Here is a 24262-nt window from a genome sequence, read left to right on the forward strand (position 1 = left end):
GATGCGTCATCTTGGGCGGCCAGCGGCGGTGGCGCGGGTTCGCACGCCGGCATCGCAGCGACGGACGTGGCAGCAGCCATGCCTGCGAACAGCAGCAAAAGGACGAGCGCGCGCATGCGCCCAATATAGCAGCCCTGGCTGCATGCGTCATGAACCGGTCGCGACAAGCCCTTCGCGCATCCACATCGGCGCTGCGTCCGCGTCGATCGACTCGACCCGCCGATGCTCGACCGACCAGTCGAGGTCGGGATAGGCAATCCTTTGGCGCTTTTCGTCGGCGTCGGCGATCGGCACGACGACGATCCGCCGGTTGACCTTTTGCCGCCAGTTCATCCGCGCGGTATTTTCCTGCCCGACATAGCAGCCCTTCGCAAAGCTGACGCCGTTCAGTTCGGCGGCATTGCATTCGAGCCACAGCGTCTCGCCATCGCCCAGTTCGGCGCGTCCTTCGGCGACGCCGAACGAGAGCCGATGCGCGCGCCACGCGGCGTCGGCGCCCTCGCCCTTCCCCGCCGGAGCGAGCCAGCGGCGGCCGAGGTCGACAAGCCGGGGGTCGGGAACGCCTTGCTCGCCCCCGGGCGCCCAATGCACCGCAAGCTGCTCGTCACGCGCAATCGTGATCGCGCGGCGCAGGCGATAGAGCGTCAGTCGCTTGGCGAGCGCGTCGGCGGTTTCAGCCTCGCAGTCGACGAGAATGTCGTCGCCATCCGCCCAGATCAGAAAGTCGAACAGCGCCTTGCCCTGCGGCGTCAGCAGCGCCGCCCAGACGGGCAGCCCGCCCGAGACGTCGTTGGTGACAAGGCCTTGCAGGAAGCCGCGGACATCCTCCCCCGACAGACGGATGAGGGCGCGGTCGTGGAGGGTAGTATTGGTCATGGCAGAGAAATAGGCTGCCGGGACGACGACTTAAAGCCCCTCCCGCACGCGCGAGGGGTTTGGGGTGGGCCTGACCGCAAACTTGGGCTAAGCGCCGCACCGGACTCGCCCACCCCCGTCCCCTCCCGTTTGCTGGAGGGGGGAGAGAATGACATGACCGACCGCCTGACCATCCGCCGCCCCGACGATTGGCACGTCCATTTGCGCGACGGCGCGATGCTCGCGCATGTCGCGCCCCATACCGCGCGCCAGTTCGCGCGGGCGATCGTGATGCCCAACCTGTCGCCGCCGGTGACGACGGTCGAACAGGGCGTCGCCTATCGCGAGCGGATCGTCGCCGCCGTCCCGGCCGAGATGGATTTCACACCGCTGATCGTCGCCTATCTGACCGACGCGAGCGACGCGCACGAAATGGCGCGCGGCCATGCCGAGGGGGTGTTCACCGCAGCCAAGCTTTATCCCGCGCATGCGACGACCGGCAGCGCGCACGGCGTCACCGACGTCGCGAACATCATGGGCGTGCTAGAGCGGATGCAGGACATCGGCATGCCGCTGCTGATCCACGGCGAGGTCACCGACCATGATGTGGACATCTTCGACCGCGAGGCGGTGTTCATCGAGCGCACGCTGGCGCCGCTGGTCAAGGCATTGCCCGGCCTCAAGATCGTCTTCGAGCATATCACGACCGCCGAGGCGACCGCGTTCGTCGCCGATGCGCCCGCGAATGTCGCCGCGACGATCACGCCGCAGCATCTGCACATCAATCGCAACGCGATGCTCGTCGGCGGCATCCGCCCGCACGCCTATTGCCTGCCCGTTGCGAAGCGCGAACATCACCGGCTGGCGGTGCGGAAAGCGGCGACGTCAGGCTCGCCCAAATTCTTCCTCGGCACCGATAGCGCGCCGCATGCCGTCCATACGAAAGAATCGTCGTGCGGCTGCGCGGGGATTTTCAACGCGCCCTTCGCGCTCGAATCCTACCTCGCCGCCTTTGAGGAAGACGATGCGCTCGACAAGTTCGAAGGCTTCGCGAGCGAGCATGGCCCGCGCTTCTATGGCCTGCCGCTCAACGAAGGCACGGTGACGCTCGAGCGCGCCGAGGTGACGGTGCCGTCACATATCGGCGATGTCGTGCCCTTCCACGCAGGCGAGACGCTGCGCTGGCGGCTGGCCTGACCCCCGTCAGGCGACTTCGATCATCCGGCTCGCGCGCATCTTGCGCCACAGGTCATAGCTGAACACCGCGATGCTCGCCCAGATGAGCAGGAAACAGACGAGCTGCGCGGGCTTCAATGGTTCGCGGAACAGGAAGATGCCGAGCAGGAACTGGATCGTCGGCGCGAGATACTGGATGAAGCCGAGCGCGGCATAGCTCATCCGCCGCGCCGCGGTCGCAAAGAGCAGCAGCGGCACCGCCGTCACCACCCCGCCCGCCGCGAGCAGCAGGCTGATTTCCACGCTCGACCCGAATCCTGTCGGACTGCCCGCGAAGAAATAATAAGCGGCAGCGGCGAGCGAGAGCGGCAGCAGCAAGGTCGTTTCGACGGCAAGGCCGGGGAGCGACCCGACCGCCACGACCTTTCGCAGCAGGCCATAGGTGCCGAACGAGAGCGCGAGCGTGACGCTGATCCAAAGCGTATCGAGCGCGCCAGCGAGCAGGATCGCGACGCCGACCGCCGCCATCGCGACCGCAACGGCCTGAAGCCGCGACAATCGCTCGCCCAGTACGAGCGTGCCGAGCAACACGTTGACGAGCGGGTTCAGATAATAGCCGAGGCTCGCCGCGAGCACATGGTCGGTGAAGATCGCATAGATATAGACGAGCCAGTTGATCCCGATCAGCAGCGCGCTCGCAAGCAACAGCCGCAGCGCCCGCCAGTCGCGAAATGCGCCCAGATATTCGCCGATCTGGCGGCGGAACGCCATGATCAGGAAGCAGAAGGGCAGCGACCAGATGATCCGCTGCGTCAGCACTTCGACCGGGGGCACCGCGTCGAGCAGCTTGAAGAAAATGGGGACGAAACCCCAGATGCAATAGGCGGCGAGCGCGTAGGGAAGACCGCCCCGATCGCTCGCGGCCGACGCCGAATCCTGTGCCATTACAGCTGCTTTCGCTGGATCAGATGATGCCGCCGCCGAGCATCAGGCGGATCACGCCGATGACAATCACGACGATACAGAGATTCCGGCCGGCGTTGCGCTCTGACATCGCGCCAAGCGCGAGGCCGACGACGGCGACCGGAACGATTACCCAATTCGCCCAGCCGAGAAGCGGGATGAAAGCCACGACCGCAAGCACGAGCGCGATCAAACCGATAAGAAGCGACGCGATATTGAGCATGGGCCGACTTTTTGCACGCGCCTGTGTGCGCCGCAAGCCGTTTCGCCGGTCGCGCGGTTCGTCGACACGGGGCCTCGCTTCGTCTTGTTGCCTTGGGTTCATGCAACGCGAGGCAGATTCGGCTCGTTTTCTCCCCAGGCGTCCGGGGAGCGAATGGCTTTACGAGACGTTGAACCAGGAAAGGATTTGAAATGCGTATCATGACGAAGGGGCTGTTGGGCGGGATTGCCGCCGCCGGGATCGCGCTGACCGCGCCCGCTTATGCCGGGACCGCAGCCCCTGCGAAGGCAGGCGGCTATTACGAACTCGACCAGTCGGCCGGCTTTCACAAGCGCAAGAAGCGGCATAGCCATTATGCCCGCGACCAGCGCATCAACCGCGATACGCGCATCTGGCGCGGCAATGACGGCCGCTATCGCTGCCGCCGCGACGACGGCACGACCGGCCTGCTCATCGGCGGTGCAGTCGGCGGGCTTGCCGGTCATGAAATTGCCGGCGACGGCGACAAGCTGCTCGGCACGATCATCGGCGCAGGCGCTGGCGCACTGATCGGCCGCGAGATCGACCGCGACAAATATCGCTGCCGCTAAGCCACGGAACCCGTCCCGGGTGTGGGTCCGAGACCCCTCCGCCCGCACACGCGATGGAGAGGGCGTCGACCATGTTGTCGGCGCCCTCAAGGCGTGCGCGCTTGCCCCGCCACCGCTCTTGCCGCTAAGGCACGGGCGAGTTGCTGCGGGAGAGATAGCGTCATGCTCAACGGGCCCTTGCTCGTCACCGAAAGGCTGATCCTGCGTCCCCCGGCGGCCGAGGATTTCGACGCCTTTGCCGAAATGTGCACCGAAACCGAAACGATGGAATATATCGGCGGCGTTTGCGAGCGGTCGCAGGCTTGGCGCCAGTGGTGCACACTCGCGGGCGCATGGCACATCCGCGGTTTTTCGATGTTCTCGGTCATCGAGCGCGCGACCGGCGAATGGGTCGGACGGCTGGGACCGTGGGAACCCGACGGCTGGCCGGCGCCCGAGGTCGGCTATGGCGTTCGCGCCAAATTTGCCGGAAAGGGCTATGCCTTCGAGGGCAGCGTCGCGGCGTGCGATTTTGCCGTGGAATTCCTGAAGTGGCCCGAGTTGATGCACAGCATCGACCCTGCCAACCACCGCTCGCAGGCGCTCGCCCGCCGCCTCGGCGCCACCAACAGCGGTCCGACGCGTCTTCCGGCGCCTTTTCAGAATGCGCCGGTCGATGCCTGGACCCAAAGCGCCGATGCCTGGCGCGTCAAGCGAAAGGAATTCCGGCCATGACCGATCGCCATATCGATCCCGAGCGCGCACAGTTCGACGCCTTCAAGACGCTGCCGCGCGACACGCCTATCCATATGCTCAACCTTGTCCGGTTCAAGGCAGAGGCCAGCTATCCCGACGACCATCCGCTCGCCGGCGAGACGCTGACGGGTGCCGATGCCTATGCCAATTACGGGCGCGAGAGCGGACCGATTTTCCAGCGTGTCGGCGGCAGCATCGTCTGGCGCGGCACGATGGAAGCGCTGCTGATCGGCCCCGAGGACGAGCGATGGGACGCGGTGTTCATCGCCCAATATCCGAACAGCGGCGCCTTTATGGAAATGGTCACCGACCCCGCCTATCGCCTGGCCGTCGTCCACCGGCAGGCCGCGGTCGAAACCTCGCGCCTCATCCGCTGCGCGCCCGATGCGTCTCGGTCCGGCACAGTTTTCGGATAACAAATCCTTACAAGTTAACGCAATTTGCTCACATCTTCTTAACCGTTCTTCGGCACTTCCGAAGGATAGATTAAGGGAGTGTTAGCGATGATCTTGCGCGGAAAATGGCTCGTCACCGGATTGCTGGTGCTCGCCGCACCGCTCGCCGGGTGCCGGGACAATCCCGAAGCCAAATCTGACCTCAGGCCGCTCGACGACGGGCTGACCGAAGCCGACCCCGCCATCAAGGGCGCGCTCGAGGACAAGATCATGGTCGACCCCGAGCTCGCGGGTCAGGCCAACCGCAACGCCGTCGGCCCCGGCAACCGCCCCGTCGATGGCGGCGTTCCGGGCGTCCGGTCGGGCAAGACCGCAACCGTCGCCGAGGCCGCGGCGGCCCTGAAAGCGGGCAAGCTGCTGCAAGCACCCAAGGCGCTGGCGTTCGAAGAAGGCTGCGAGGATTGCGACGCCGCCAAACGCCCCGTCACCATCGGCGCGCTCGCGCGCGACCAGCAGAATGGAGGCTGCGACGCCAAGCTGACCTATGGCAACCAGTGGGCCGAGCGCCTGCCCGCCGCGTTCAGGGTCTATCCGCGCGCAACGCTCCGCGAGGCTGCGGGGGTCGCAGGCGGCAAATGCAATTTGCGCGTCGTCAATTTCCAGACCGCCGCGTCGGTCCAGGGCGTGCTCAACTATTATCACACGCTCGCGATCCGCAACGGCTATACAAGCGACCACCGCGTGCGCGGCAACGAACATGTGCTTGGCGGCACCAAGGGCGATCTGGCCTTTGTCGTCTTTGCGCGGCGCGACGGCGGGATGACCGACGTCGACCTCGTCGCCTCGGGCGGCCGCTGATCCTTTTTCCTGACGGTACGAAAAAGGCCCCGACGCACAAGCGCCGGGGCCTTTTTATTGCGCGGCGGAAAGGTCAGACCTTGTCGCCAAGCGCACCTTTGACTTCGCCCTTGAGGTTCTGGGCCTCACCCTTGCGCTCCTGCGCTTCGCCTTCGGCGCGCAGGCGTTCGTTTTCGGTCGCCTTGCCGATCGCCTGTTTGGTGTTACCTGCCGCCTCGTTGGCGACGCCTTTGGTCTTGTCGGTCAGTTCACCCATGGGGAGTCTCCTTCGGTTGTCGGAGGCGGTAGCGCCTCACATCCGATCAACCGGTCCCACTGGCGCATGTTCCGCAATTTGCGACCAGCCGTTTATCTCGACAAGATAAAAAGGGCGCTGCGAAACAGCGCAGCGCCCCTGGTCTTCGATATTGTTACGGGCAGCAAGGAAGCCCGCAGCAGGCGGCAATCGCGCAGCAAGCCGCATGGAAGCTCGCCTGGACAACGCCCGGTTCGGCGGCAAAGACCGCAGTCGGCCCGATGGCAGCGAGGGTGGCAGCAATTTTCAGCATAGTCTTCATTATCTTCACTCCGGTAAAATCGATCCAATTCAGTTTACGTCGATGCGGACTTTTCGCGGAGGTGGAGTAGCCGGTTCGATTTCACCGCCCGCAAGCGGACGATCGATCAAACTATAACCGCCCGATGACGGAAGGACGATTTCCGGCGCGGCAAAATCTGGCCGATTGACGTCGGCGGCGGCGCGGCAACAGCCCTGCATCGCGGCCTTGTCGCAGGACGGTGTCGGAGGCGCTTGGTCGCCGTCGCGGTCACCGTTCAAGGCGTACGATAAACAGTTGCCACGCAGATCGGGGCAGCAGGCTTGCGCCGCGCCCTGCTGGACGCCCGTCACGCACAGCGCAGCAAACAGCCCAAAGAAGAACAGCACGCGCGACCACATGAGACCTTGTTCGCGGCAGGTCCGGCCAATGTTACGGCGGCATCGGAATTCGGCTGGTCAGATCAATCCCGCAAGCGGGCTCGACGGGTCAGCGTAACGCCGCTGCCCCATCCGCCCGGCGAGATAGGCGTCGCGCCCGGCCTCGACGGCGAGCTTCATCGCGCGCGCCATGCGAATGGGGTCCTTCGCCTCGGCAATCGCGGTGTTCATCAGCACGCCGTCGCAGCCCAGTTCCATAGCAACTGCGGCATCGCTCGCCGTGCCGACGCCGGCATCGACGAGCACGGGGACCGACGCGCCCTCGACGATCAGGCGGATCGTTACGCGGTTCTGGATACCGAGGCCCGATCCGATCGGTGCGCCAAGCGGCATGATTGCGACCGCGCCCGCATCCTCGAGCTGCTTCGCCGCAATCGGATCGTCGACGCAATAGACCATCGGAAGGAAGCCCTCTTTCGCGAGCACTTCGGTCGCCTCCAGCGTCTCGCGCATATTGGGATAAAGCGTCTTCGCCTCGCCCAGCACCTCGAGCTTCACGAGATCCCAGCCTCCCGCCTCGCGCGCAAGCCGCAGCGTGCGGATCGCATCGTCGGCGTTGAAGCAGCCCGCGGTGTTGGGAAGATAAGTGACCTTCTTGGGATCGATATAGTCGGTGAGCATCGGTGCCGACGGGTCCGAAACATTGACGCGGCGCACCGCGACCGTAACGATTTCTGCGCCTGACGCTTCGAGCGCGGCGGCATTCTGTGCGAAATCCTTGTATTTGCCGGTGCCGACAATCAGCCGCGACGTGAACGTCCGCCCGGCTACACTCCACTGATCGGTCAACAACCGCCTCCTACGAAATGAACGATTTCAAGCGCGTCACCCTCGGCCAGCGCGACATCGGCCAGTGTCGAGCGCGGCACGATCTCGCGGTTGCGTTCGACCGCGACCTTTTTCACGTCGAGGCCGAGCGACGCGACGAGGTCCGCGATGCTGCCCTGCCGCACCTGCCGCGGCTCGCCGTTGAGGATGACCGAGATCACGCTTTCGCCTCGCTTTGCCTTTTGTCGAGCAGCCCATATAGGGGGAGCGTGCCACGCCGCAACCGAAAGCCCGCGACTTGACCGACCTTCCGACCGTCTTTGTCCTATCCGGCCCCAATCTCAACCTGCTCGGCACGCGCGAGCCGGAGATCTACGGGCATGACACGCTCGACGATATCCATGCGCGGCTGGCGGACCAGGCGGCGAAACTGGGGCTGGTCGTCGACTGCCGCCAATCGAACCACGAAGGCGTGCTGATCGACTGGCTGCATGAGGCGCACCATGCGGGCGCGAAGGCCGTGCTGCTCAACGCGGGGGGGTATACGCACACGTCGATTGCGCTTCACGACGCGATCAAGTCGATCAAGGTGCCGGTAATCGAGGTCCATCTGTCGGACCCGATGACGCGCGAGCCCTTTCGCCATACGAGCTACATCGGCCGGGCCGCCGCCGCACATTTTGCAGGACATGGCGCAGACAGCTATACGCTTGCGCTGGACGCCGCCGCGCGACTCTGACAAGAGGCGCCATCATTGAACAGGGGTCGGGACGCCCCGCCGCGGGTGTCCTCAAGCAAACGGGAAAATATCATCATGGGTGACCATAAGGACAATGGCATCAACATCGATCCGGCATTCGTGCGCGCGCTCGCCGAACTGCTCGACGATACGCAGCTCTCCGAAATCGAGGTCGAGGACGGCGAGCGCAAGGTGCGCGTCGCGCGCACGCTGACCGCCGCGGCAGCGCCGGTCGTCCATGCCCCCGCGCCGGTGGCTACCCCTGCCGCCGCGCAGGCCGCTGCGCCCGCTGCCACCGCTCCAGCAGTCGACGGCTTTGCCGATGCGGTGAAATCGCCGATGGTCGGCACCGTCTATCTGGCGCCCGAACCCGGCGCGCCCGATTTCGCGGCGGTCGGCTCGCAGGTCAAAGCCGGCGACACGATCCTGATCATCGAGGCGATGAAGGTGATGAACCCCGTCACCGCGCCCGCCGGCGGCACGCTGAAAGCCATCCATGTCGAAAACAGCCAGCCGGTCGAATATGACCAGCCGCTGTTCACCATCGGCTGAGGCAGCGCCCCGTCATGGCCATTGAAAAACTGCTGATTGCCAATCGCGGCGAGATCGCGCTGCGCATCCACCGCGCGGCGCACGAAATGGGGATCAAGACGGTCGCGGTCCATTCGACCGCCGACGCCGACGCGATGCACGTCCGCCTTGCCGACGAAGCCGTGTGCATCGGTCCGCCGGCCGCGAAGGACAGCTATCTCAACATTCCGGCGATCATTTCGGCCGCCGAAGTGACCGGCGCCGACGCCATCCATCCCGGATACGGCTTTCTTTCCGAAAATGCGCGCTTTGCCGAGATTATCGAAGCGCACGACATGGTCTTTGTCGGACCGAAGCCCGAGCATATCCGCACGATGGGCGACAAGGTCGAGGCGAAGCGCACCGCGGTCGCGCTCGGCCTGCCCGTCGTGCCGGGGTCGCCGGGTGCGGTGACATTCAGCGAAGCAACGAAGAAGCTTGCGCGCGAGATCGGCTATCCGGTGCTCGTCAAGGCGGCCTCGGGCGGCGGCGGCAGGGGCATGAAGGTCGTGCCCGACGAGGACAGCCTCGAAAGCCTGATGGGCCAGGCATCGAGCGAGGCGGCGGCGGCGTTCGGCGACCCGACCGTCTATATGGAAAAATATCTCGGCAATCCACGCCATATCGAGTTTCAGGTGTTCGGCGACGGCAAGGGCAACGCCATTCACCTCGGCGAACGCGACTGCTCGCTCCAGCGTCGCCACCAGAAGGTGCTCGAGGAAGCGCCCTCGCCGGTGATTTCGGCAGAAGAACGCGCGCGCATGGGCGGCGTCTGCGCCGACGCGATGGCCAAGATGGGCTATCGCGGCGCGGGGACGATCGAGTTCCTGTGGGAAAATGGCGAGTTCTTCTTCATCGAGATGAACACGCGCATCCAGGTCGAACATCCGGTGACCGAGATGATCACCGGTTTCGACCTTGTCCGCGAACAGATCCGCATCGCCGACGGACGCGACCTGTCGGTCAAGCAGGAGGATCTGGAGTTCCGCGGCCATTCGATCGAATGCCGCATCAATGCCGAGGACCCGCGCACCTTCCTCCCCTCGCCGGGCAAGGTGACCAACTATCACGCAGCCGGCGGCATGCACGTCCGCGTCGATAGCGGGCTTTATGCCGGCTATTCGATTCCGCCTTATTACGACAGCATGATCGGCAAGCTGATCGTCTATGGCCGCACGCGCGAAAGCTGCATGATGCGGATGCGCCGTGCGCTCGACGAAATGGTGATCGGCGGGATCAAGACCAACATCCCGCTCCATCAGGCGCTGCTCGCCGATCCCGCAGTGATCCACGGCGATTATACGATCAAGTGGCTGGAGGAATGGCTGGCGAAGGACGACGGCGAATCGGCGGCCTGACCACCGTCCGACGGCGGGGTGGGCGGCTTCCAAAGCCCTGGGAAATTGGCTATGCCTTTTGGCATGGTCCATAAACTCCCCCACCGCACCGCTTTGGCGCTTCTGGCGCCACTGTCCCTGCTTGCAGCCCCGGCGTTCGCGCAGACGAACGTCAAGGAAGATTCGGTTGTCATCCAACCCGACAAGGTCACCGACGACGCGCCGGTGGTTGCGGCCGATTTCGATATGCCGAGCTGGACGGAAGAGCAGGCGACGACGCTGCTCAGCGTCATCGAAGGTATCAACGCCGAAGGGCTGTTCGCGCGCGACTATAATCCCGATGGGCTTGCCGCCGCCATCCTGTCGAAGGACCAGCTACAGCTCGACAAGGTGGCGACCGACAGCTTCCTGCTGCTCGCGACGCACCTGCGCGACGGCCGCACGCCCAATGCGGCACGCAAGCAATGGTTCATGACCGACAACGACGCCGAAGTCGAACCGCTGCTGCCGCTGCTGACCTCCGCGCTCTCATCCGACAGCATCGCGGAATCGCTGGCGCGGCTCAATCCCGTGCATCCCGATTTTGCGGGGCTCAAAGCCGCGCTCGCGACCGCAAAATCGCCGGCCGAAGCCAATGCGATCCGCGTGAACATGGAACGCTGGCGCTGGATGCCGCGCGATCTTGGCCAGCGCTACGTCGTCAGCAACGTCCCCGAATATATGACGCGCGTCGTCCACGGCGGCACCGTTATCGCGACGCACAAGGCCGTGGTCGGGAAAGCATCGACCCCGACGCCGCAGCTCAACCCCATGGCGACCGGCGTGATCGTCAACCCGACATGGACCCTGCCGCGCAGCATCATCAACGAAGGCATTGGCGCGACAATCGCGCGCAACCCGGCTTCGGCGCGCGCGCAGGGCTATACCTGGACGGGCAGCGGCAAGAATTTGTCGGTCGTCCAGCAGCCTGGGGCGAACAACGCGCTTGGCGTGATGAAGATGGAGATGCTCAACGAGCATGCGATCTATCTGCACGACACGCCGTCGAAGGGCGCGTTCAACGCCGCGGCGCGCGCCTTCAGCCACGGCTGTATCCGCACCGAAAAGGCGCTGCATTTTTCGGGGTTGATGGCGGTGATGTTCGCAGGCCGTAGCCCCGAGGAATTCGGCGAAGCGATCGCCAGCGGCAAGACGACGCGCTTCGGCTTCGACGAACCCTTCCCCGTCTATGTCGCTTATTGGACCGCGGTCCCCGACGGCAAGGGCGGCGTCAAGAAGTTCGCCGACCTGTACGGCCGCGACGCGCCGGTGGTGGCAAGCTTCGCCAAGCCCGGCCGCCCGACGGCAACGATCATCGCGCCGGTTGCTCCGCCTGTTGTCCCCACCGTTGAAACCGCCACGCGCGTGACAACGGAGGCGACAAGCGGGATTTACTGAGGCTCCATCAATCCGCAGTCGGCGGTATCACGCCGTTCGCCGCGCCCGTGCGGACGATATGCTCGCTGCCGGGCAAGGGATCGGTCGGAAGGTCGAACGGTTTCGGCAGCGGCGGTTGGACGCTCAACTTGTCGGCGAACAGCAACCGCCCCGGCCCGAGCTTGTAGAGGATCATCGGCAACAGTTCTTCGCCAAAGACGAAACAGCCTTCGCTGCGACCGAGCTTGCCCTGCGTCGCGATCAGCGACGGCTCGGCATACCAGGCGCCGTGAACGACGATCGCACGAATGTCGGCATTGTTATTGTCGGGTTCCAGCCCAGCGAGCCGCATCGACGACCCGTTGGCGCCCCAATAATAGTCGCTGGTGCGATAGGCGCCGCGCGAGGTCGCGAGGCTGCCGACGCGGTTCGAAAAATTCTTGAGCCAACCATCGTGCTGCGGGTCCGACCCGCGCCCGTGCGTCACCGGAAACAGGTCGATCGTGCCCGCCACCATGTCGACGAGCGCAAAGCGCGGACGCGACGATGGCAGGCCGAAGTCGACGATCCCGACACGGTCGGTCTGCGGGATATGGCGCGACTGTAACGCGAGCTGCTGGCGCGCGACTGCGAGATAATCGACGGGTTTTGGCGGCACAGGCTGCTGGACCCAATCGGGCAGCTGCGCACGCGCGGGCAGCGCCGCCAGCGCCCCTGCGCCTGCGATCCCGGCGAGCATCGCCCTGCGATCGAACATATCAGTCACGTGCAACCCAACCCCACTCTGGCCGCCTGCAGCGGTCCCTCGTCGGCCCATCCATCGCGCCTTGCGCGACAAAGGCAAGCTTGTCGTGCCTCTTCATGCGGGCAATTGTGCCATAATTGCCATGAATAGCCGGTTTACGCTGCGGTAAGGCCGCGTTAGTTACCCGCCCCATGAAAGCAACGATCTGGCACAACCCCGGCTGCGGCACGTCGCGCAAGACGCTCGCGATCCTCGAAGAGACGCCCGGCGTCGAGGTCGAGGTTATCCAATATCTGAAAACACCCTATAGCGAGGCAAAGCTGCGCCAGCTTTTCAAGGACGCCGGCCTCACCGCACGCGAGGCGCTGCGGCTGCGCGGCACCGATGCCGAGGAACGCGGACTGACGGACGCGAGCGAAGATGCGATCATCGCCGCGATGGTCGACAACCCTGCCTATGTGAACCGCCCGTTTGTGGAGACCGACAAGGGCGTGCGTTTCTGCCGTCCGCAGGAGGTGGTGCAGGAAATTCTCTGAAGCCTCGGCTCCGGTCCTTGCTCGTCATCCATCGGTCTTACAACCTCTTCGCCCCGCTAACCCGTCAATACCCGTCCGTCGGCGATGCGAAAGCGCGTCACCGGCCCCGGCATATCGTCAAAAAGCGCCGCCTCGGTCCCGGTGAGCCACGCCTGTCCGCCCTGCCCCGCCAGCCGCGCATAGAGCGCGGCGCGGCGCGACGGGTCGAGGTGCGCGGCAACTTCGTCGAGCAGCAGCACCGGCCGCTGCCCACGCAGCCGCGCGACGAGGTCGCTATGCGCGAGGACGAGCGAGAGCAGCATCGCCTTTTGCTCGCCGGTCGAGCAGCGCGCCGCCGCGCGACCGCTGACCGCGTGGACCGCCGCCAGATCGTCGCGATGCGGCCCGGCGGTCGCGCGGCCTGCGGCGGCGTCAATGCGCCGTCTTTCGGCGAACAGCCTGCGCAGTTCCTCCATCGCCCATGGCGCCGCTCGCGCCTGCCCTTCGGCGTCGACGAGCGTGAGCAGCGGGCGCGCGAAAGGCGCGTCGGGCTGCTCGGCAAGTTCCGCCGACAGGGCTGCCAGTGTCCGCTGCCGTGCCGCATCGATCGCCGCGCCATGCTCGGCGAGCTGCGCTTCGAGGCTCGCGAGCCACTGCGCGTCGGCCTGCGCCGCGTCGGCGAGCAGCTTGCCGCGCGCGCGCAGCGCCGCTTCATAGCGATTGCCGTGCTGCGCATGGCGCGGCTCGAGCGCGAGCACGAGCCGGTCGAGAAAACGGCGGCGGTTACCCGCCGTCTCGACGAACAGCCGGTCCATCGCCGGCGTCAGCCACAACACCGCCAGCCAGTCGCCGAGCGCGGTCGCCGCGGCAGGCGCGCCATTGATCCGCACGATGCGCCGTCCCGGCTGCGCGGGCTCTATCCCCGTGCCGAGCGCGACATGGGGCAGGTCCGCCCCCGCCTGCACTTCCGCAAAAACCGCAAAGCCCCCGCCCGCGCCGTCGCGTACCATTTCGGCAAGCGGCGCGCGCCGCAAACCGCGCCCCGGCGCGAGCAAGGAAATTGCTTCGAGGATGTTGGTCTTGCCAACGCCATTGTCGCCGTGGATGGCAACCAGCCCCGACCCCGCCGCAAAGTCGGCGCCCGCATGGTTGCGAAAATCGGTGAGCGAGAGGCGGGTGAGCGTCATTCGCCTTGCGCGTAGCTTAGCAGGTTGCCCGATGCCAGCCCACAACGCACGGGCGGAAGGCGTCCAAACCGGGGCACCGAAAATGCGACCGAACAAATTTCATATCGTTGGGATTTTTCACCATTTGAGAGTTATTTTTCCGTTGAAATATTATTTCTGCAACCCGAAAACGGCGGTTAACTGCGGATGAACGGAATTGGCACGCCTCCTGCATTGTATTGGGCATCCACCGGATAGTCCGGGCGGGAGGTCAGAAAGGAAGTTTATCATGGCACATTTCAATGTCGACGTCGTCAAGAGCTACGCCCTCGGCGCCTTCGCCGCGCTCTACAGCTCGGTGATGTTCCTGGCGATTGCCGGACAGAATGGTGCGCAGGTCGGTTCGCTGGTCATCTGACCGGCGGACCTCCCCACGCCGCACGCAACAACGCCGGTCCAGAGATTGTCGCGGACCGGGACGGAAAGGAAAGACATGAAACAGGGTTTTCGCAAGAATCGTCAGAATGCCATGATCTTCGGCGTGTGCGCCGGCATGGCGGACAGCTTCGGCTTTGACGTCTTGTGGACGCGCATCGCCTTTGTGGCGCTGACATTGCTGGGCTTCGGCCTGCCGCTGCTGCTCTATATCACGGTCGCGATCCTCGCGAACTGACGCAGCATCGGGCCGGCCGCCTTTCAGGCGCAGTCGCACCGGCCCGCACAATTCCACATAAACGAAGGCCCGCCGGTCTGTCCGGTGGGCCTTTTCCTATTTCGGCCGCACGCTGAAGCGATAGGGAATGTACAGGAAGACCTCGGTCGCACTGGCCTGCGCCCAAATCAGCTGCTCATTCAACCCGGCAACCTCCACGCCATAGTCGGGACCAAATGCCGCAGCCGTTTTCAGTGCCTCGGCGGCGACAAGTTTGACGATCGGATCGCGATACTGGTCAGGGTTGATGATGGTCAGCGTGATGCCGCCGCGCTTCTCGATCAACGCCCGGCCGCTCGGAGGAACGCCCTTGATGAAGGCATCGATCCGGCCCTGCGCACTCCCGACGGAACCGGCCAGTCCCGCTTTGACGAACAGGCCGATCTCGCTCGTGTCGGGGCGCGCGCCACGCGAAAATGCAAGATCCTTGTAATTGGCAAGCGTGACCTTCGCGAGCTCGAAATCGCCGGTCACAAGCTCGACGCCCGCTCCGTCGGCTCGGCGGATCGCCGCTTCGAGCATGGCATGGATTTCGCGCTTCCGCATGTCCTCGTCGCGCGAGTCCGACGTGAATTTAACCGGCTGGATAGCGCTGTCGGCGGCACGGCGCAGCCCCACGACGGTCTGCTCGTCCGATAGATAGTCGGCCGACGCGCGCTGTGCCGTCACCACCACCTCGCCCTGGATATTGCTGTTGTCCTGTGCGGCGGCCGGCATCGCGCCCGCCAGCGCAGCACAAAATAGAATCGCCCGCATCGTCCCACTCCCTTACCGTTGAAGCGGCAACGCTATCAGCTTGACCGAAAAGAAAAAGCCCCGCCGGATCGCTCCGGCGGGGCTTGTTTCGTTCAGGCCCTATTGGCCGAGGGGCTTATTCCTCGCCCGCGCCTTCGGTGCGTTCTTCAACCATCACATCGTCTTCGCCCGACGAGCTGCCCTGGACGGCGCCGAGCGGATCGTCGCCCATCGCGGCTTCGGGGCCCTGCGCCAGTTCGGCTTCATGTTCCTCGGCTGCGGTCTGCGGCGCGATCAGATGCTCCTGGTTCGCGGCGCGCATTGCGGCGCGGAGTGCAGCATCCTTCGACGAGGCGGTGACGCGGACGCGGTTCATGGCAGCGCCGGTACCCGCCGGGATGAGGCGGCCGACGATGACATTTTCCTTGAGGCCCTGCAGCGAGTCGACCTTGCCCTGCACCGAGGCTTCGGTGAGGACGCGGGTCGTCTCCTGGAACGATGCCGCCGAAACGAAGCTGCGCGTTTGCAGCGACGCCTTGGTGATGCCGAGGAGGACCGGGCGGCCCTCTGCCGGCTTGCCATTCTTCGGCAGCTTGGCGTTATATTCCATCATCTCCAGGTAATCGAGCTGCTCGCCCGGCAGCAGCGTGGTGTCGCCGCCATCGGTGATCTCCACCTTTTGCAGCATCTGGCGAACGATCACCTCGATGTGCTTGTCGTTGATCTTCACGCCCTGCAGTCGATAGACTTCCTGGATTTCCGCGACGAGGAACTCGGCCAGCGCCTCGACCCCCATGACGTCGAGGATGTCGTGCGGGTTCGGCGAGCCGCTGATCAGCGCGTCGCCGCGCTTCACATAGTCGCCTTCCTGAACCTCGAGCACCTTCGACTTGGGGATCAGATATTCGACCGGATCGCCCTCTTCCGGAACGATCGCGATCTTGCGCTTCGCCTTGTAATCCTTGACGAACTCGATGCGGCCCGAAACCTTGGCGATCACCGAATTGTCCTTCGGGATGCGGGCTTCGAACAGTTCGGCGACGCGCGGCAGACCGCCGGTGATGTCGCGCGTCTTCGACGCTTCGCGGCTGACGCGGGCAAGCACGTCGCCCGCCTGCACTTCCTGGCCGTCTTCGACCGAGATCATCGTGCCGACCGCGAGCAGGTAGCGCGCGGCTTCGCCCGAGGCATCGTCGAGCAGCGTGAGGCGCGGCTGAAGGTCTTCCTTCTTGCCACGGCCGGCGGCGCGATATTCGATCACGACGCGCTGGGCGATGCCCGTCGCTTCGTCGACCTGCTCGATCAGCGTCTTGCCGTCGATCAGGTCCTGATACTTCACGACGCCCTGCTTTTCGGTGATCAGCGGCATGGTGAACGGATCCCATTCGGCAATCCGGTCGCCCTTCTTCACCTTTTCGCCGTCCTTGTGCATGATCTGCGCACCATAGGGCAGCTTGTGGGTCGCGCGCTCGCGGCCTTCGCTGTCGATGATCGCGATCTCGCCCGAACGCGACAGCGCCAGACGGCGGCCACGCTGGTCGACGATCGTCGCCATTTCGCGATATTCGATCGTGCCGTCGGAGATGGCTTCAAGGTTCGACTGTTCGTTGACCTGCGCCGCGCCGCCGATGTGGAAGGTCCGCATCGTCAGCTGCGTGCCCGGTTCACCGATCGACTGGGCGGCGATGACGCCGACCGCTTCGCCGATGTTCACGGGCGTGCCGCGCGCAAGGTCACGGCCATAGCATTTGCCGCAAACGCCCAGCGTCGCTTCGCAGACCAGCGGCGAACGGATCTTGACCGACTGAACCTCGGCCTCTTCGATCCGCGCGACCATCGCTTCGTCGAGCAGGGTGCCGACGGGCGCGATGACGTTGCCGTCCTTGTCGGCGACATCCTCGAGCGTCGTGCGGCCGAGGATGCGCTCGCCGAGCGAGGCGATCGTCGAACCGCCCTGGATGATCGCGCGCATTTCCATGCCGCGGGTCGTGCCGCAATCTTCCTCGATCACGACGCAGTCCTGCGACACGTCGACAAGGCGGCGGGTCAGATAACCCGAGTTCGCCGTCTTGAGCGCCGTATCGGCCAGACCCTTACGCGCACCGTGGGTCGAGTTGAAATATTCAAGGACGGTCAAGCCTTCCTTGAAGTTCGAGATGATCGGCGTTTCGATGATCTCGCCCGACGGCTTGGCCATCAGGCCGCGCATGCCCGCGAGCTGCTTCATCTGAGCCTGCGAACCACGGGCACCCGAGTGCGCCATCATATAGATGGAGTTGATCGGGGCGAGACGGCCGTCGTCGAGCTTCGGCGTTGCGCGGATTTCGTCCATCATCGCGTTCGCGACCTTGTCGCCGCACTGCGACCAGGCGTCGATCGCCTTATTGTACTTTTCCTGCTGCGTGATCAGGCCGTCCTGATACTGCTGTTCGAAATCCTTCACGAGCGCGCGCGTATCGTCGACCATCTTCTCCTTCGACGCCGGGATGATCATGTCATCCTTGCCGAAGGAAATGCCTGCCTTGAACGCGTGGCGGAAGCCCAGCGCCATGATCGCGTCGGCGAACAGCACGGTCTCTTTCTGGCCGGTGTGGCGATAGACCTGATCGATCACGTCGCCGATTTCCTTCTTGGTCAGAAGGCGGTTGACGACGTCGAAGGGCACGGTGTGCGACTTCGGCAGGCATTCGCCGATCAGCATGCGGCCCGGCGTGGTTTCGAACCGCTTCTGATATTCGTTGCCCTGCTCGTCGGTCTGCGGGACGCGGCTGATGATCTTCGAGTGCAGCGTCACGGCGCCGGTGTAGAGCGCCTGATGCACCTCGGCCATGTCGGCCAGCATCATGCCCTCGCCCGGCTCGCCTTCGCGCTCCAGCGACAGATAATAAAGGCCGAGGACCATGTCCTGCGACGGAACGATGATCGGCTTGCCGTTCGCGGGGCTGAGGATGTTGTTCGTCGACATCATCAGAACGCGCGCTTCGAGCTGCGCCTCAAGGCTCAGCGGAACGTGAACGGCCATCTGGTCGCCGTCGAAGTCGGCGTTGAAGGCCGCGCAAACCAGCGGGTGCAGTTGGATCGCCTTGCCTTCGATCAGCACGGGCTCGAACGCCTGAATGCCGAGACGGTGAAGCGTCGGCGCGCGGTTCAGCAGGACCGGGTGCTCGCGAATGACTTCGTCGAGGATGTCCCAGACTTCCTTGCGTTCCTTTTCGACCCATTTCTTCGCCTGCTTCAGGGTCATCGACAGACCCTTGGCGTCGAGGCGGGCATAGATGAATGGCTTGAACAGCTCGAGCGCCATCTTCTTGGGCAGGCCGCACTGGTGCAGCTTGAGTTCGGGACCGGTCACGATGACCGAACGGCCCGAATAGTCGACGCGCTTGCCGAGCAGGTTCTGACGGAAGCGGCCCTGCTTGCCCTTGAGCATGTCGCTGAGCGACTTGAGCGGGCGCTTGTTGGCGCCGGTGATCGTGCGGCCGCGGCGGCCGTTATCGAACAGCGCGTCGACGGCTTCCTGCAACATGCGCTTTTCGTTGCGGACGATGATGTCCGGTGCGCGCAGTTCCATCAGGCGCTTCAAACGATTGTTACGGTTGATCACGCGGCGGTAAAGGTCGTTAAGGTCGCTTGTCGCGAAGCGGCCGCCGTCGAGCGGCACCAGCGGGCGCAGTTCGGGCGGGATGACCGGCACGACCTCCAGGATCATCCATTCGGGGCGATTGCCCGATTCGATGAAGCTTTCGACGACCTTCAGGCGCTTGATGATCTTCTTGGGTTTGAGCTCCGACTTGGTCGTCGCGAGCTCTTCCATCAGGTCGACGCGTTCCTGTTCGAGATCGAGATTCTCGAGCAGCACGCGGATCGCCTCGGCGCCGATGCCGGCGCTAAACGCGTCTTCGCCATATTCGTCCTGCGCGTCGAGCAGTTCGTCCTCGGTCAGAAGCTGGAACTTTTCGAGCGGCGTCAGGCCCGGCTCGAGAACGATATAGGCTTCAAAATAGAGGACGCGTTCGAGCTGCTTGAGCTGCATGTCGAGCAGCAGGCCGATGCGCGACGGCAGCGACTTCAGGAACCAGATGTGCGCGACGGGCGCGGCGAGCTCGATATGGCCCATGCGCTCGCGGCGGACCTTGGTCACCGTGACTTCGACACCGCACTTCTCGCAGACGATGCCCTTGTATTTCATGCGCTTGTACTTGCCGCACAGGCATTCATAATCCTTGATCGGGCCAAAGATGCGCGCGCAGAACAGGCCGTCACGTTCGGGCTTGAACGTGCGGTAGTTGATGGTTTCGGGCTTCTTGATCTCGCCGAACGACCACGAACGGATGCGTTCCGGGCTCGCGATGCCGATCTTGATCATGTCGAAGGTTTCGGGCTTCGCGACCGGGTTCATGAAGTTGGTAAGCTGGTTCATATTCTCGCTCCATCTTCCCCTCTCGCGCGCGGCGAGAGGGGTGAGGAAAAATCTTATTCGGCGGCTTCGGGAAGGGCTTCCGGACCCTCGTCGTCGTCCTCGTCCGCATAGGACGAAAGTTCGACGTTGAGGCCCAGCGAGCGCATTTCCTTGACGAGCACGTTGAAGCTTTCGGGAATGCCGGCCTCGAAGGTGTCGTCGCCCTTGACGATCGCTTCATAGACCTTGGTGCGGCCGATCACGTCGTCGGACTTCACCGTCAGCATTTCCTGCAGCGTGTACGCCGCGCCATAGGCCTGGAGCGCCCAGACCTCCATTTCACCGAAGCGCTGGCCACCGAACTGCGCCTTACCGCCCAGCGGCTGCTGGGTGACGAGGCTGTAGGGGCCAATCGAACGCGCGTGGATCTTGTCGTCGACGAGGTGGTGAAGCTTCAGCATATAGATGTAGCCCACGGTCACCTTGCGGTCGAAACGATCGCCGGTGCGTCCGTCGTAAAGGTCCGACTGCCCCGATTCATGCAGACCCGCGAGGGTGAGCATGTTGGTGACATCGGCTTCCTTCGCGCCGTCGAACACCGGCGTCGCGAACGGCACGCCGACCTTCAGATTCTCGGCCATTTCGACGATGTTATCGGCGTCGCGCGACTTGATGTCCTCGACATATTCCTCGCCATAGACCTCGATCAGCGCCTCGCGCACCGCTTCGGGCATTTGCCCGCCGGTCGTTTCGGGATTGGCGTCGCGCCATTCCTCGAGCGCGTGCGTCACCTGCCGGCCCAGCCCGCGCGACGCCCAGCCAAGGTGCGTTTCGAGGATCTGGCCGACGTTCATGCGCGACGGCACGCCCAGCGGGTTGAGCACGATGTCGACATGCGTGCCGTCTTCGAGGAACGGCATGTCCTCGACCGGCAGGATGCGGCTGATGACACCCTTGTTCCCGTGGCGGCCGGCCATCTTGTCGCCCGGCTGCAGCTTGCGCTTCACCGCGACGAAAACCTTGACCATCTTGAGCACGCCCGGTGCGAGTTCGTCGCCGCGCTGCAGCTTTTCGACGCGATCCTCATATTTCGCGTTGATGCGCTTGATCGCCTCGTCATACTGCGCCTTGATCGCTTCGAGCGCCGTCTGCGCCTTGTCGTCGACGACCGCGAGCTTCCACCAGTCGGCGCGGTCGAGTTCGACGAGCGCCGCTTCGGTCAGCTCTTCGCCCTTCTTCATGCCCTTCGGAACCGCGCTGGTGGTCTGGCCGACCAGCAATTCCTTGAGGCTGGAGAAGGTCGCACGGTTGAGGATCGCGCGCTCGTCGTCGGCGTCCTGCTTCAGGCGCTCGATTTCCTCGCGTTCGATCGCGATCGCGCGCTCGTCCTTGTCGATACCGTGACGGTTGAAGACGCGGACTTCGACGACCGTGCCCGACACGCCCGGCGGCAGGCGGAGCGAGGTGTCGCGCACGTCGCTGGCCTTTTCGCCGAAGATGGCGCGCAGAAGCTTTTCTTCCGGCGTCATCGGGCTTTCGCCCTTCGGCGTGATCTTGCCGGCGAGGATGTCGCCGGGGCCGACCTCGGCGCCGATATAGACGATGCCCGCTTCGTCGAGGTTGCGAAGCGCTTCCTCGCCGACGTTCGGGATGTCGCGGGTGATGTCTTCGGGGCCAAGGCGCGTATCGCGCGCAGTGACTTCAAATTCCTCGATATGGACCGAGGTGAAGACGTCGTCCTTCACGATGCGTTCGGAAATGAGGATCGAGTCCTCATAATTGTAGCCGTTCCACGGCATGAAGGCGACGAGCACATTCTTGCCGAGCGCCAGTTCGCCGAGTTCGGTCGACGGACCGTCGGCAATGATGTCGCCCGCGCGGACGACGTCGCCGACCTTCACCAGCGGACGCTGGTTGATGCAGGTCGACTGGTTCGAACGCTGGAACTTCTGCAGGCGATAGATGTCGACGCCCGACTTGCCGGGTTCGATCATGTCGGTCGCGCGGATGACGATACGCGTCGCATCGACCTGGTCGATGATGCCGCCGCGGCGCGCCGCGATGGCCGCGCCCGAGTCACGCGCCACCGTACCTTCCATGCCGGTGCCCACAACAGGCGCCTCGGCGCGAAGCAGCGGCACAGCCTGACGCTGCATGTTCGAACCCATGAGCGCGCGGTTGGCGTCGTCGTTCTCGAGGAACGGGATGAGCGACGCAGCGACCGAAACGAGCTGCTTCGGCGACACGTCCATCAGCGTGATCTGTTCGCGCGGCGCCATCAGGAATTCGCCGGCTTCGCGTGCCGAGATCAGTTCCTCGGCGAAGCTGCCATCGGGGTTGAGGTCGGCGTTCGCCTGCGCAACGGTGTGCTTCGATTCCTCCATCGCCGACAGATAGACGACCTCGTTGGTCACCTTGCCGTCGACGACGCGGCGGTACGGCGTTTCGATGAAACCGTACTTGTTGACGCGCGCGAAGGTCGCGAGGCTGTTGATCAGACCGATGTTCGGGCCTTCGGGCGTTTCAATGGGGCAGATGCGGCCATAGTGCGTCGGGTGAACGTCGCGGACCTCGAAGCCCGCACGCTCGCGGGTGAGGCCGCCCGGCCCGAGCGCCGAAACGCGGCGCTTGTGCGTCACTTCGGACAGCGGGTTGGTCTGGTCCATGAATTGCGAGAGCTGCGACGACCCGAAGAATTCGCGCACCGCGGCCACCGCGGGCTTCGCGTTGATCAGGTCGTTCGGCATGACGGTCGACACGTCGACCGAGCTCATGCGTTCCTTCACCGCGCGCTCCATGCGGAGCAGGCCGACGCGATACTGGTTTTCGAGCAGCTCGCCGACCGAACGCACGCGGCGGTTGCCGAGGTTGTCGATGTCGTCGATTTCGCCCTTGCCGTCCTTCAGGTTCACCAGCTCCTTGACCACGGCAAGGATGTCCTCGCTGCGGAGCGTCGTGACCGTATCCTCGGCGTCGAGGCCGAGGCGCATGTTGAGCTTGACGCGGCCGACGGCCGACAGGTCGTAACGCTCGGCGTCGAAGAACAGGCCGTCGAACAGCGCTTCGGCGGTTTCGCGCGTCGGCGGTTCGCCGGGGCGCATGACGCGATAGATGTCCGACAGCGCCTGGTCGCGATCCTCGGCCTTGTCGGCCTTCAGCGTGTTGCGGATCCACGGGCCGGTGTTGTTGTGGTCGATGTCGAGCAGGACGAGCTTGTCGATGCCCGCCGCGTCCATCTTTTCGAGGTTTTCGGCGGTCACTTCATCGCCGGCCTCGATATAGATTTCACCGGTCGCCTCGTTGATGAGGTCATAGGCGCTGTAGCGACCGAAGATTTCCTCGGTCGGGATCAGCAGCGTGTCGAGACCGTCCTTTGCTGCCTTGTTGGCAAGGCGCGGGCTGATCTTGTGGCCGGCGGCAAAAACGACTTCGCCGGTCTTCGCATCGACAACGTCGAAGGCGGGCTTCGAACCGCGCCAGTTTTCGACGACGAACGGAACCTTCCAGCCATTTTCGGCGCGCTCGAAGACGAGGCGGTCATAGAAATGATTGAGGATTTCCTCGCCCGACATGCCGAGAGCATAGAGAAGCGACGTCACCGGAAGCTTGCGCTTGCGGTCGATGCGGACGTTGACGATGTCCTTCGCGTCGAACTCGAAATCGAGCCACGAACCGCGATAGGGGATCACGCGCGCGGCGAACAGGAACTTGCCCGACGAGTGGGTCTTGCCGCGGTCATGGTCGAAGAGCACACCAGGCGAGCGGTGCATCTGCGACACGATAACGCGCTCGGTGCCGTTGACGAAGAAGGTGCCGTTCTCGGTCATGAGCGGCATGTCGCCCATGTAGACGTCCTGCTCCTTGATATCGAGGACCGAGCGGGTGTCGGTTTCGCTGTCGACTTCAAAGACGATCAGGCGCAGCGTGACCTTCATCGGCGCCGCATAGGTGATGCCGCGCTGACGGCATTCCTCGACGTCATACTTCGGGTCTTCGAGTTCGTAGTGGACGAAGTCGAGCTCGGCGGTGCCGGCGAAGTCGCGGATCGGAAAAACGCTGCGCAGCGTCTTTTCGAGGCCCGAAACATAGCCGACCGAAGGGTCGGACCGCAGGAACTGTTCATAGGATTCGCGCTGCACCTCGATGAGGTTGGGCATTTCCACCGCTTCGTGGATGTTGCCGAACAGCTTGCGGATTCGCTTGGTCGCGGTTGCTTCGAGGGCCTTGCCCACCGACTTCGCCTTGGTCGCCATAAATGATTGTCTCGCCTGTAAGAATCATGGTCGCGAGCGCACCGACACGCAAAAAAGCCGCAAGCAACCGTTGCCGGTTTACCGCAGCTTTCCAACGCATATCGAAATCCCGATCGCCCTATTCCTGTGGCCCGCT

The 24262-nt window shown here is 64.2% G+C and carries 25 protein-coding genes; 12 read left to right on the top strand and 13 right to left on the bottom strand.

Annotation, left to right across the window (positions count from 1 at the left end; genetic code table 11):
- Positions 1-147 precede the first annotated feature (147 nt).
- Positions 148-876 (bottom strand): YgfZ/GcvT domain-containing protein, encoded by a 729-nt coding sequence (locus H7692_RS04665; RefSeq protein WP_222135795.1) that lies wholly within the window; start codon positions 874-876, stop codon positions 148-150.
- 153 nt (positions 877-1029) lie between these two features.
- Here H7692_RS04665 and pyrC point away from each other — a divergent pair, with 153 nt between their 5' ends.
- Positions 1030-2052: a dihydroorotase gene (gene pyrC, locus H7692_RS04670; RefSeq protein ID WP_222135794.1), complete on the top strand. Its 1023-nt coding sequence runs from the start codon at positions 1030-1032 to the stop codon at positions 2050-2052.
- 6 nt (positions 2053-2058) lie between these two features.
- On the opposite strand, the gene rarD is transcribed toward pyrC, so the two are convergent.
- Both rarD and H7692_RS04680 read right to left on the bottom strand, forming a co-directional pair.
- Entirely contained in the window at positions 2059-2976 is a 918-nt protein-coding gene (gene rarD / locus H7692_RS04675) for an EamA family transporter RarD (protein WP_227339839.1), read from the bottom strand.
- A gap of 19 nt (positions 2977-2995) precedes the next feature.
- Positions 2996-3217 (bottom strand): hypothetical protein, encoded by a 222-nt coding sequence (locus H7692_RS04680; RefSeq protein ID WP_201926268.1) that lies wholly within the window; start codon positions 3215-3217, stop codon positions 2996-2998.
- Between the two features lie 191 nt (positions 3218-3408).
- Here H7692_RS04680 and H7692_RS04685 point away from each other — a divergent pair, with 191 nt between their 5' ends.
- From H7692_RS04685 to H7692_RS04700, 4 genes are all read left to right on the top strand, one after another.
- Positions 3409-3807, top strand: coding sequence for a glycine zipper 2TM domain-containing protein (locus H7692_RS04685; protein ID WP_227339840.1), 399 nt, complete (start codon positions 3409-3411; stop codon positions 3805-3807).
- 162 nt (positions 3808-3969) lie between these two features.
- A complete protein-coding gene (locus H7692_RS04690; RefSeq protein WP_201926272.1) occupies positions 3970-4521 on the top strand; it encodes a GNAT family N-acetyltransferase in 552 nt (183 codons plus the stop codon).
- Positions 4518-4958: a DUF1330 domain-containing protein gene (locus tag H7692_RS04695; protein ID WP_227339841.1), complete on the top strand. Its 441-nt coding sequence runs from the start codon at positions 4518-4520 to the stop codon at positions 4956-4958. The genes H7692_RS04690 and H7692_RS04695 overlap by 4 nt, the downstream gene beginning before the upstream one ends.
- 87 nt (positions 4959-5045) lie before the next feature.
- On the top strand, positions 5046-5795 hold the full coding sequence (locus H7692_RS04700; protein WP_201926277.1) for a hypothetical protein: 750 nt from the start codon (positions 5046-5048) through the stop codon (positions 5793-5795).
- 73 nt (positions 5796-5868) lie between these two features.
- Here the strand turns inward: H7692_RS04700 and H7692_RS04705 are convergent, their stop codons facing one another.
- From H7692_RS04705 to thiS, 5 genes are all read right to left on the bottom strand, one after another.
- A complete protein-coding gene (locus H7692_RS04705; RefSeq protein WP_201926279.1) occupies positions 5869-6051 on the bottom strand; it encodes a CsbD family protein in 183 nt (60 codons plus the stop codon).
- 36 nt (positions 6052-6087) lie between these two features.
- Positions 6088-6258, bottom strand: coding sequence for a hypothetical protein (locus tag H7692_RS04710; protein ID WP_227339842.1), 171 nt, complete (start codon positions 6256-6258; stop codon positions 6088-6090).
- Positions 6259-6381: 123 nt separating this feature from the next.
- Positions 6382-6732, bottom strand: coding sequence for a hypothetical protein (locus H7692_RS04715; RefSeq protein WP_227339843.1), 351 nt, complete (start codon positions 6730-6732; stop codon positions 6382-6384).
- Between the two features lie 57 nt (positions 6733-6789).
- Complete coding sequence (locus tag H7692_RS04720) at positions 6790-7560, bottom strand: bifunctional sulfur carrier protein/thiazole synthase protein (RefSeq protein ID WP_201926282.1); 771 nt, start codon at positions 7558-7560, stop codon at positions 6790-6792.
- Positions 7557-7760 carry a sulfur carrier protein ThiS gene (gene thiS, locus H7692_RS04725; RefSeq protein WP_201926284.1) on the bottom strand — a complete coding sequence of 68 codons (204 nt, stop codon included), beginning with the start codon at positions 7758-7760 and terminating at the stop codon, positions 7557-7559. The genes H7692_RS04720 and thiS overlap by 4 nt, the downstream gene beginning before the upstream one ends.
- Positions 7761-7837: 77 nt before the next feature.
- Here thiS and H7692_RS04730 point away from each other — a divergent pair, with 77 nt between their 5' ends.
- The 4 genes from H7692_RS04730 (at position 7838) to H7692_RS04745 (ending at position 11622) form a co-directional block, all read left to right on the top strand.
- The gene (locus H7692_RS04730; protein ID WP_222135786.1) at positions 7838-8278 is read left to right on the top strand and encodes a type II 3-dehydroquinate dehydratase; all 441 of its coding nucleotides are present in this window, start codon (positions 7838-7840) and stop codon (positions 8276-8278) included.
- A gap of 75 nt (positions 8279-8353) precedes the next feature.
- Complete coding sequence (gene accB, locus H7692_RS04735) at positions 8354-8830, top strand: acetyl-CoA carboxylase biotin carboxyl carrier protein (protein ID WP_201926288.1); 477 nt, start codon at positions 8354-8356, stop codon at positions 8828-8830.
- A gap of 14 nt (positions 8831-8844) precedes the next feature.
- Positions 8845-10206 (top strand): acetyl-CoA carboxylase biotin carboxylase subunit, encoded by a 1362-nt coding sequence (accC, locus tag H7692_RS04740; RefSeq protein WP_201926290.1) that lies wholly within the window; start codon positions 8845-8847, stop codon positions 10204-10206.
- A 63-nt stretch (positions 10207-10269) separates the two neighbouring features.
- On the top strand, positions 10270-11622 hold the full coding sequence (locus H7692_RS04745) for a L,D-transpeptidase family protein (protein ID WP_222135785.1): 1353 nt from the start codon (positions 10270-10272) through the stop codon (positions 11620-11622).
- Between the two features lie 7 nt (positions 11623-11629).
- On the opposite strand, the gene H7692_RS04750 is transcribed toward H7692_RS04745, so the two are convergent.
- A complete protein-coding gene (locus tag H7692_RS04750; protein WP_227339844.1) occupies positions 11630-12358 on the bottom strand; it encodes a murein L,D-transpeptidase catalytic domain family protein in 729 nt (242 codons plus the stop codon).
- 179 nt (positions 12359-12537) lie between these two features.
- Here H7692_RS04750 and arsC point away from each other — a divergent pair, with 179 nt between their 5' ends.
- Complete coding sequence (gene arsC, locus H7692_RS04755) at positions 12538-12882, top strand: arsenate reductase (glutaredoxin) (protein ID WP_222135784.1); 345 nt, start codon at positions 12538-12540, stop codon at positions 12880-12882.
- 56 nt (positions 12883-12938) lie between these two features.
- On the opposite strand, the gene recF is transcribed toward arsC, so the two are convergent.
- Complete coding sequence (gene recF / locus H7692_RS04760) at positions 12939-14048, bottom strand: DNA replication/repair protein RecF (RefSeq protein WP_222135783.1); 1110 nt, start codon at positions 14046-14048, stop codon at positions 12939-12941.
- Positions 14049-14316: 268 nt separating this feature from the next.
- Here recF and H7692_RS15110 point away from each other — a divergent pair, with 268 nt between their 5' ends.
- A complete protein-coding gene (locus H7692_RS15110) occupies positions 14317-14445 on the top strand; it encodes a hypothetical protein (RefSeq protein WP_261312157.1) in 129 nt (42 codons plus the stop codon).
- A gap of 75 nt (positions 14446-14520) precedes the next feature.
- Positions 14521-14700 carry a PspC domain-containing protein gene (locus tag H7692_RS04765; RefSeq protein ID WP_201926298.1) on the top strand — a complete coding sequence of 60 codons (180 nt, stop codon included), beginning with the start codon at positions 14521-14523 and terminating at the stop codon, positions 14698-14700.
- A 96-nt stretch (positions 14701-14796) separates the two neighbouring features.
- Here H7692_RS04765 and H7692_RS04770 read toward each other — a convergent pair whose 3' ends face one another.
- From H7692_RS04770 to rpoB, 3 genes are all read right to left on the bottom strand, one after another.
- A complete protein-coding gene (locus H7692_RS04770; RefSeq protein ID WP_222135782.1) occupies positions 14797-15495 on the bottom strand; it encodes a TonB-dependent receptor in 699 nt (232 codons plus the stop codon).
- A 115-nt stretch (positions 15496-15610) separates the two neighbouring features.
- Entirely contained in the window at positions 15611-19894 is a 4284-nt protein-coding gene (gene rpoC / locus H7692_RS04775; RefSeq protein ID WP_222135781.1) for a DNA-directed RNA polymerase subunit beta', read from the bottom strand.
- 53 nt (positions 19895-19947) lie between these two features.
- Positions 19948-24126, bottom strand: coding sequence for a DNA-directed RNA polymerase subunit beta (rpoB, locus tag H7692_RS04780; RefSeq protein ID WP_227339845.1), 4179 nt, complete (start codon positions 24124-24126; stop codon positions 19948-19950).
- Between the last annotated feature and the right edge of the window lie 136 nt (positions 24127-24262).

Source organism: Sphingopyxis sp. P8 (genome assembly GCF_020622175.1).
Taxonomy (GTDB): domain Bacteria; phylum Pseudomonadota; class Alphaproteobacteria; order Sphingomonadales; family Sphingomonadaceae; genus Sphingopyxis; species Sphingopyxis jiangsuensis.

Coding starts and splice junctions, on each gene's coding strand:
- H7692_RS04690 (WP_201926272.1), top strand. CDS start 3,970: ATGCTCAACGGGCCCTTGCTCGTCACCGAAAGGCTGATCCTGCGTCCC.
- rpoC (WP_222135781.1), bottom strand. CDS start 19,894: ATGAACCAGCTTACCAACTTCATGAACCCGGTCGCGAAGCCCGAAACC.
- H7692_RS04710 (WP_227339842.1), bottom strand. CDS start 6,258: ATGCGGCTTGCTGCGCGATTGCCGCCTGCTGCGGGCTTCCTTGCTGCC.
- H7692_RS04715 (WP_227339843.1), bottom strand. CDS start 6,732: ATGTGGTCGCGCGTGCTGTTCTTCTTTGGGCTGTTTGCTGCGCTGTGC.
- accC (WP_201926290.1), top strand. CDS start 8,845: ATGGCCATTGAAAAACTGCTGATTGCCAATCGCGGCGAGATCGCGCTG.
- H7692_RS04695 (WP_227339841.1), top strand. CDS start 4,518: ATGACCGATCGCCATATCGATCCCGAGCGCGCACAGTTCGACGCCTTC.
- accB (WP_201926288.1), top strand. CDS start 8,354: ATGGGTGACCATAAGGACAATGGCATCAACATCGATCCGGCATTCGTG.
- H7692_RS04700 (WP_201926277.1), top strand. CDS start 5,046: ATGATCTTGCGCGGAAAATGGCTCGTCACCGGATTGCTGGTGCTCGCC.
- arsC (WP_222135784.1), top strand. CDS start 12,538: ATGAAAGCAACGATCTGGCACAACCCCGGCTGCGGCACGTCGCGCAAG.
- H7692_RS04750 (WP_227339844.1), bottom strand. CDS start 12,358: ATGTTCGATCGCAGGGCGATGCTCGCCGGGATCGCAGGCGCAGGGGCG.
- H7692_RS04770 (WP_222135782.1), bottom strand. CDS start 15,495: ATGCGGGCGATTCTATTTTGTGCTGCGCTGGCGGGCGCGATGCCGGCC.
- H7692_RS04765 (WP_201926298.1), top strand. CDS start 14,521: ATGAAACAGGGTTTTCGCAAGAATCGTCAGAATGCCATGATCTTCGGC.
- H7692_RS04705 (WP_201926279.1), bottom strand. CDS start 6,051: ATGGGTGAACTGACCGACAAGACCAAAGGCGTCGCCAACGAGGCGGCA.
- H7692_RS04745 (WP_222135785.1), top strand. CDS start 10,270: ATGGTCCATAAACTCCCCCACCGCACCGCTTTGGCGCTTCTGGCGCCA.
- rpoB (WP_227339845.1), bottom strand. CDS start 24,126: ATGGCGACCAAGGCGAAGTCGGTGGGCAAGGCCCTCGAAGCAACCGCG.
- H7692_RS04665 (WP_222135795.1), bottom strand. CDS start 876: ATGACCAATACTACCCTCCACGACCGCGCCCTCATCCGTCTGTCGGGG.
- H7692_RS04680 (WP_201926268.1), bottom strand. CDS start 3,217: ATGCTCAATATCGCGTCGCTTCTTATCGGTTTGATCGCGCTCGTGCTT.
- rarD (WP_227339839.1), bottom strand. CDS start 2,976: ATGGCACAGGATTCGGCGTCGGCCGCGAGCGATCGGGGCGGTCTTCCC.
- recF (WP_222135783.1), bottom strand. CDS start 14,048: ATGACGCTCACCCGCCTCTCGCTCACCGATTTTCGCAACCATGCGGGC.
- H7692_RS15110 (WP_261312157.1), top strand. CDS start 14,317: ATGGCACATTTCAATGTCGACGTCGTCAAGAGCTACGCCCTCGGCGCC.
- pyrC (WP_222135794.1), top strand. CDS start 1,030: ATGACCGACCGCCTGACCATCCGCCGCCCCGACGATTGGCACGTCCAT.
- H7692_RS04685 (WP_227339840.1), top strand. CDS start 3,409: ATGCGTATCATGACGAAGGGGCTGTTGGGCGGGATTGCCGCCGCCGGG.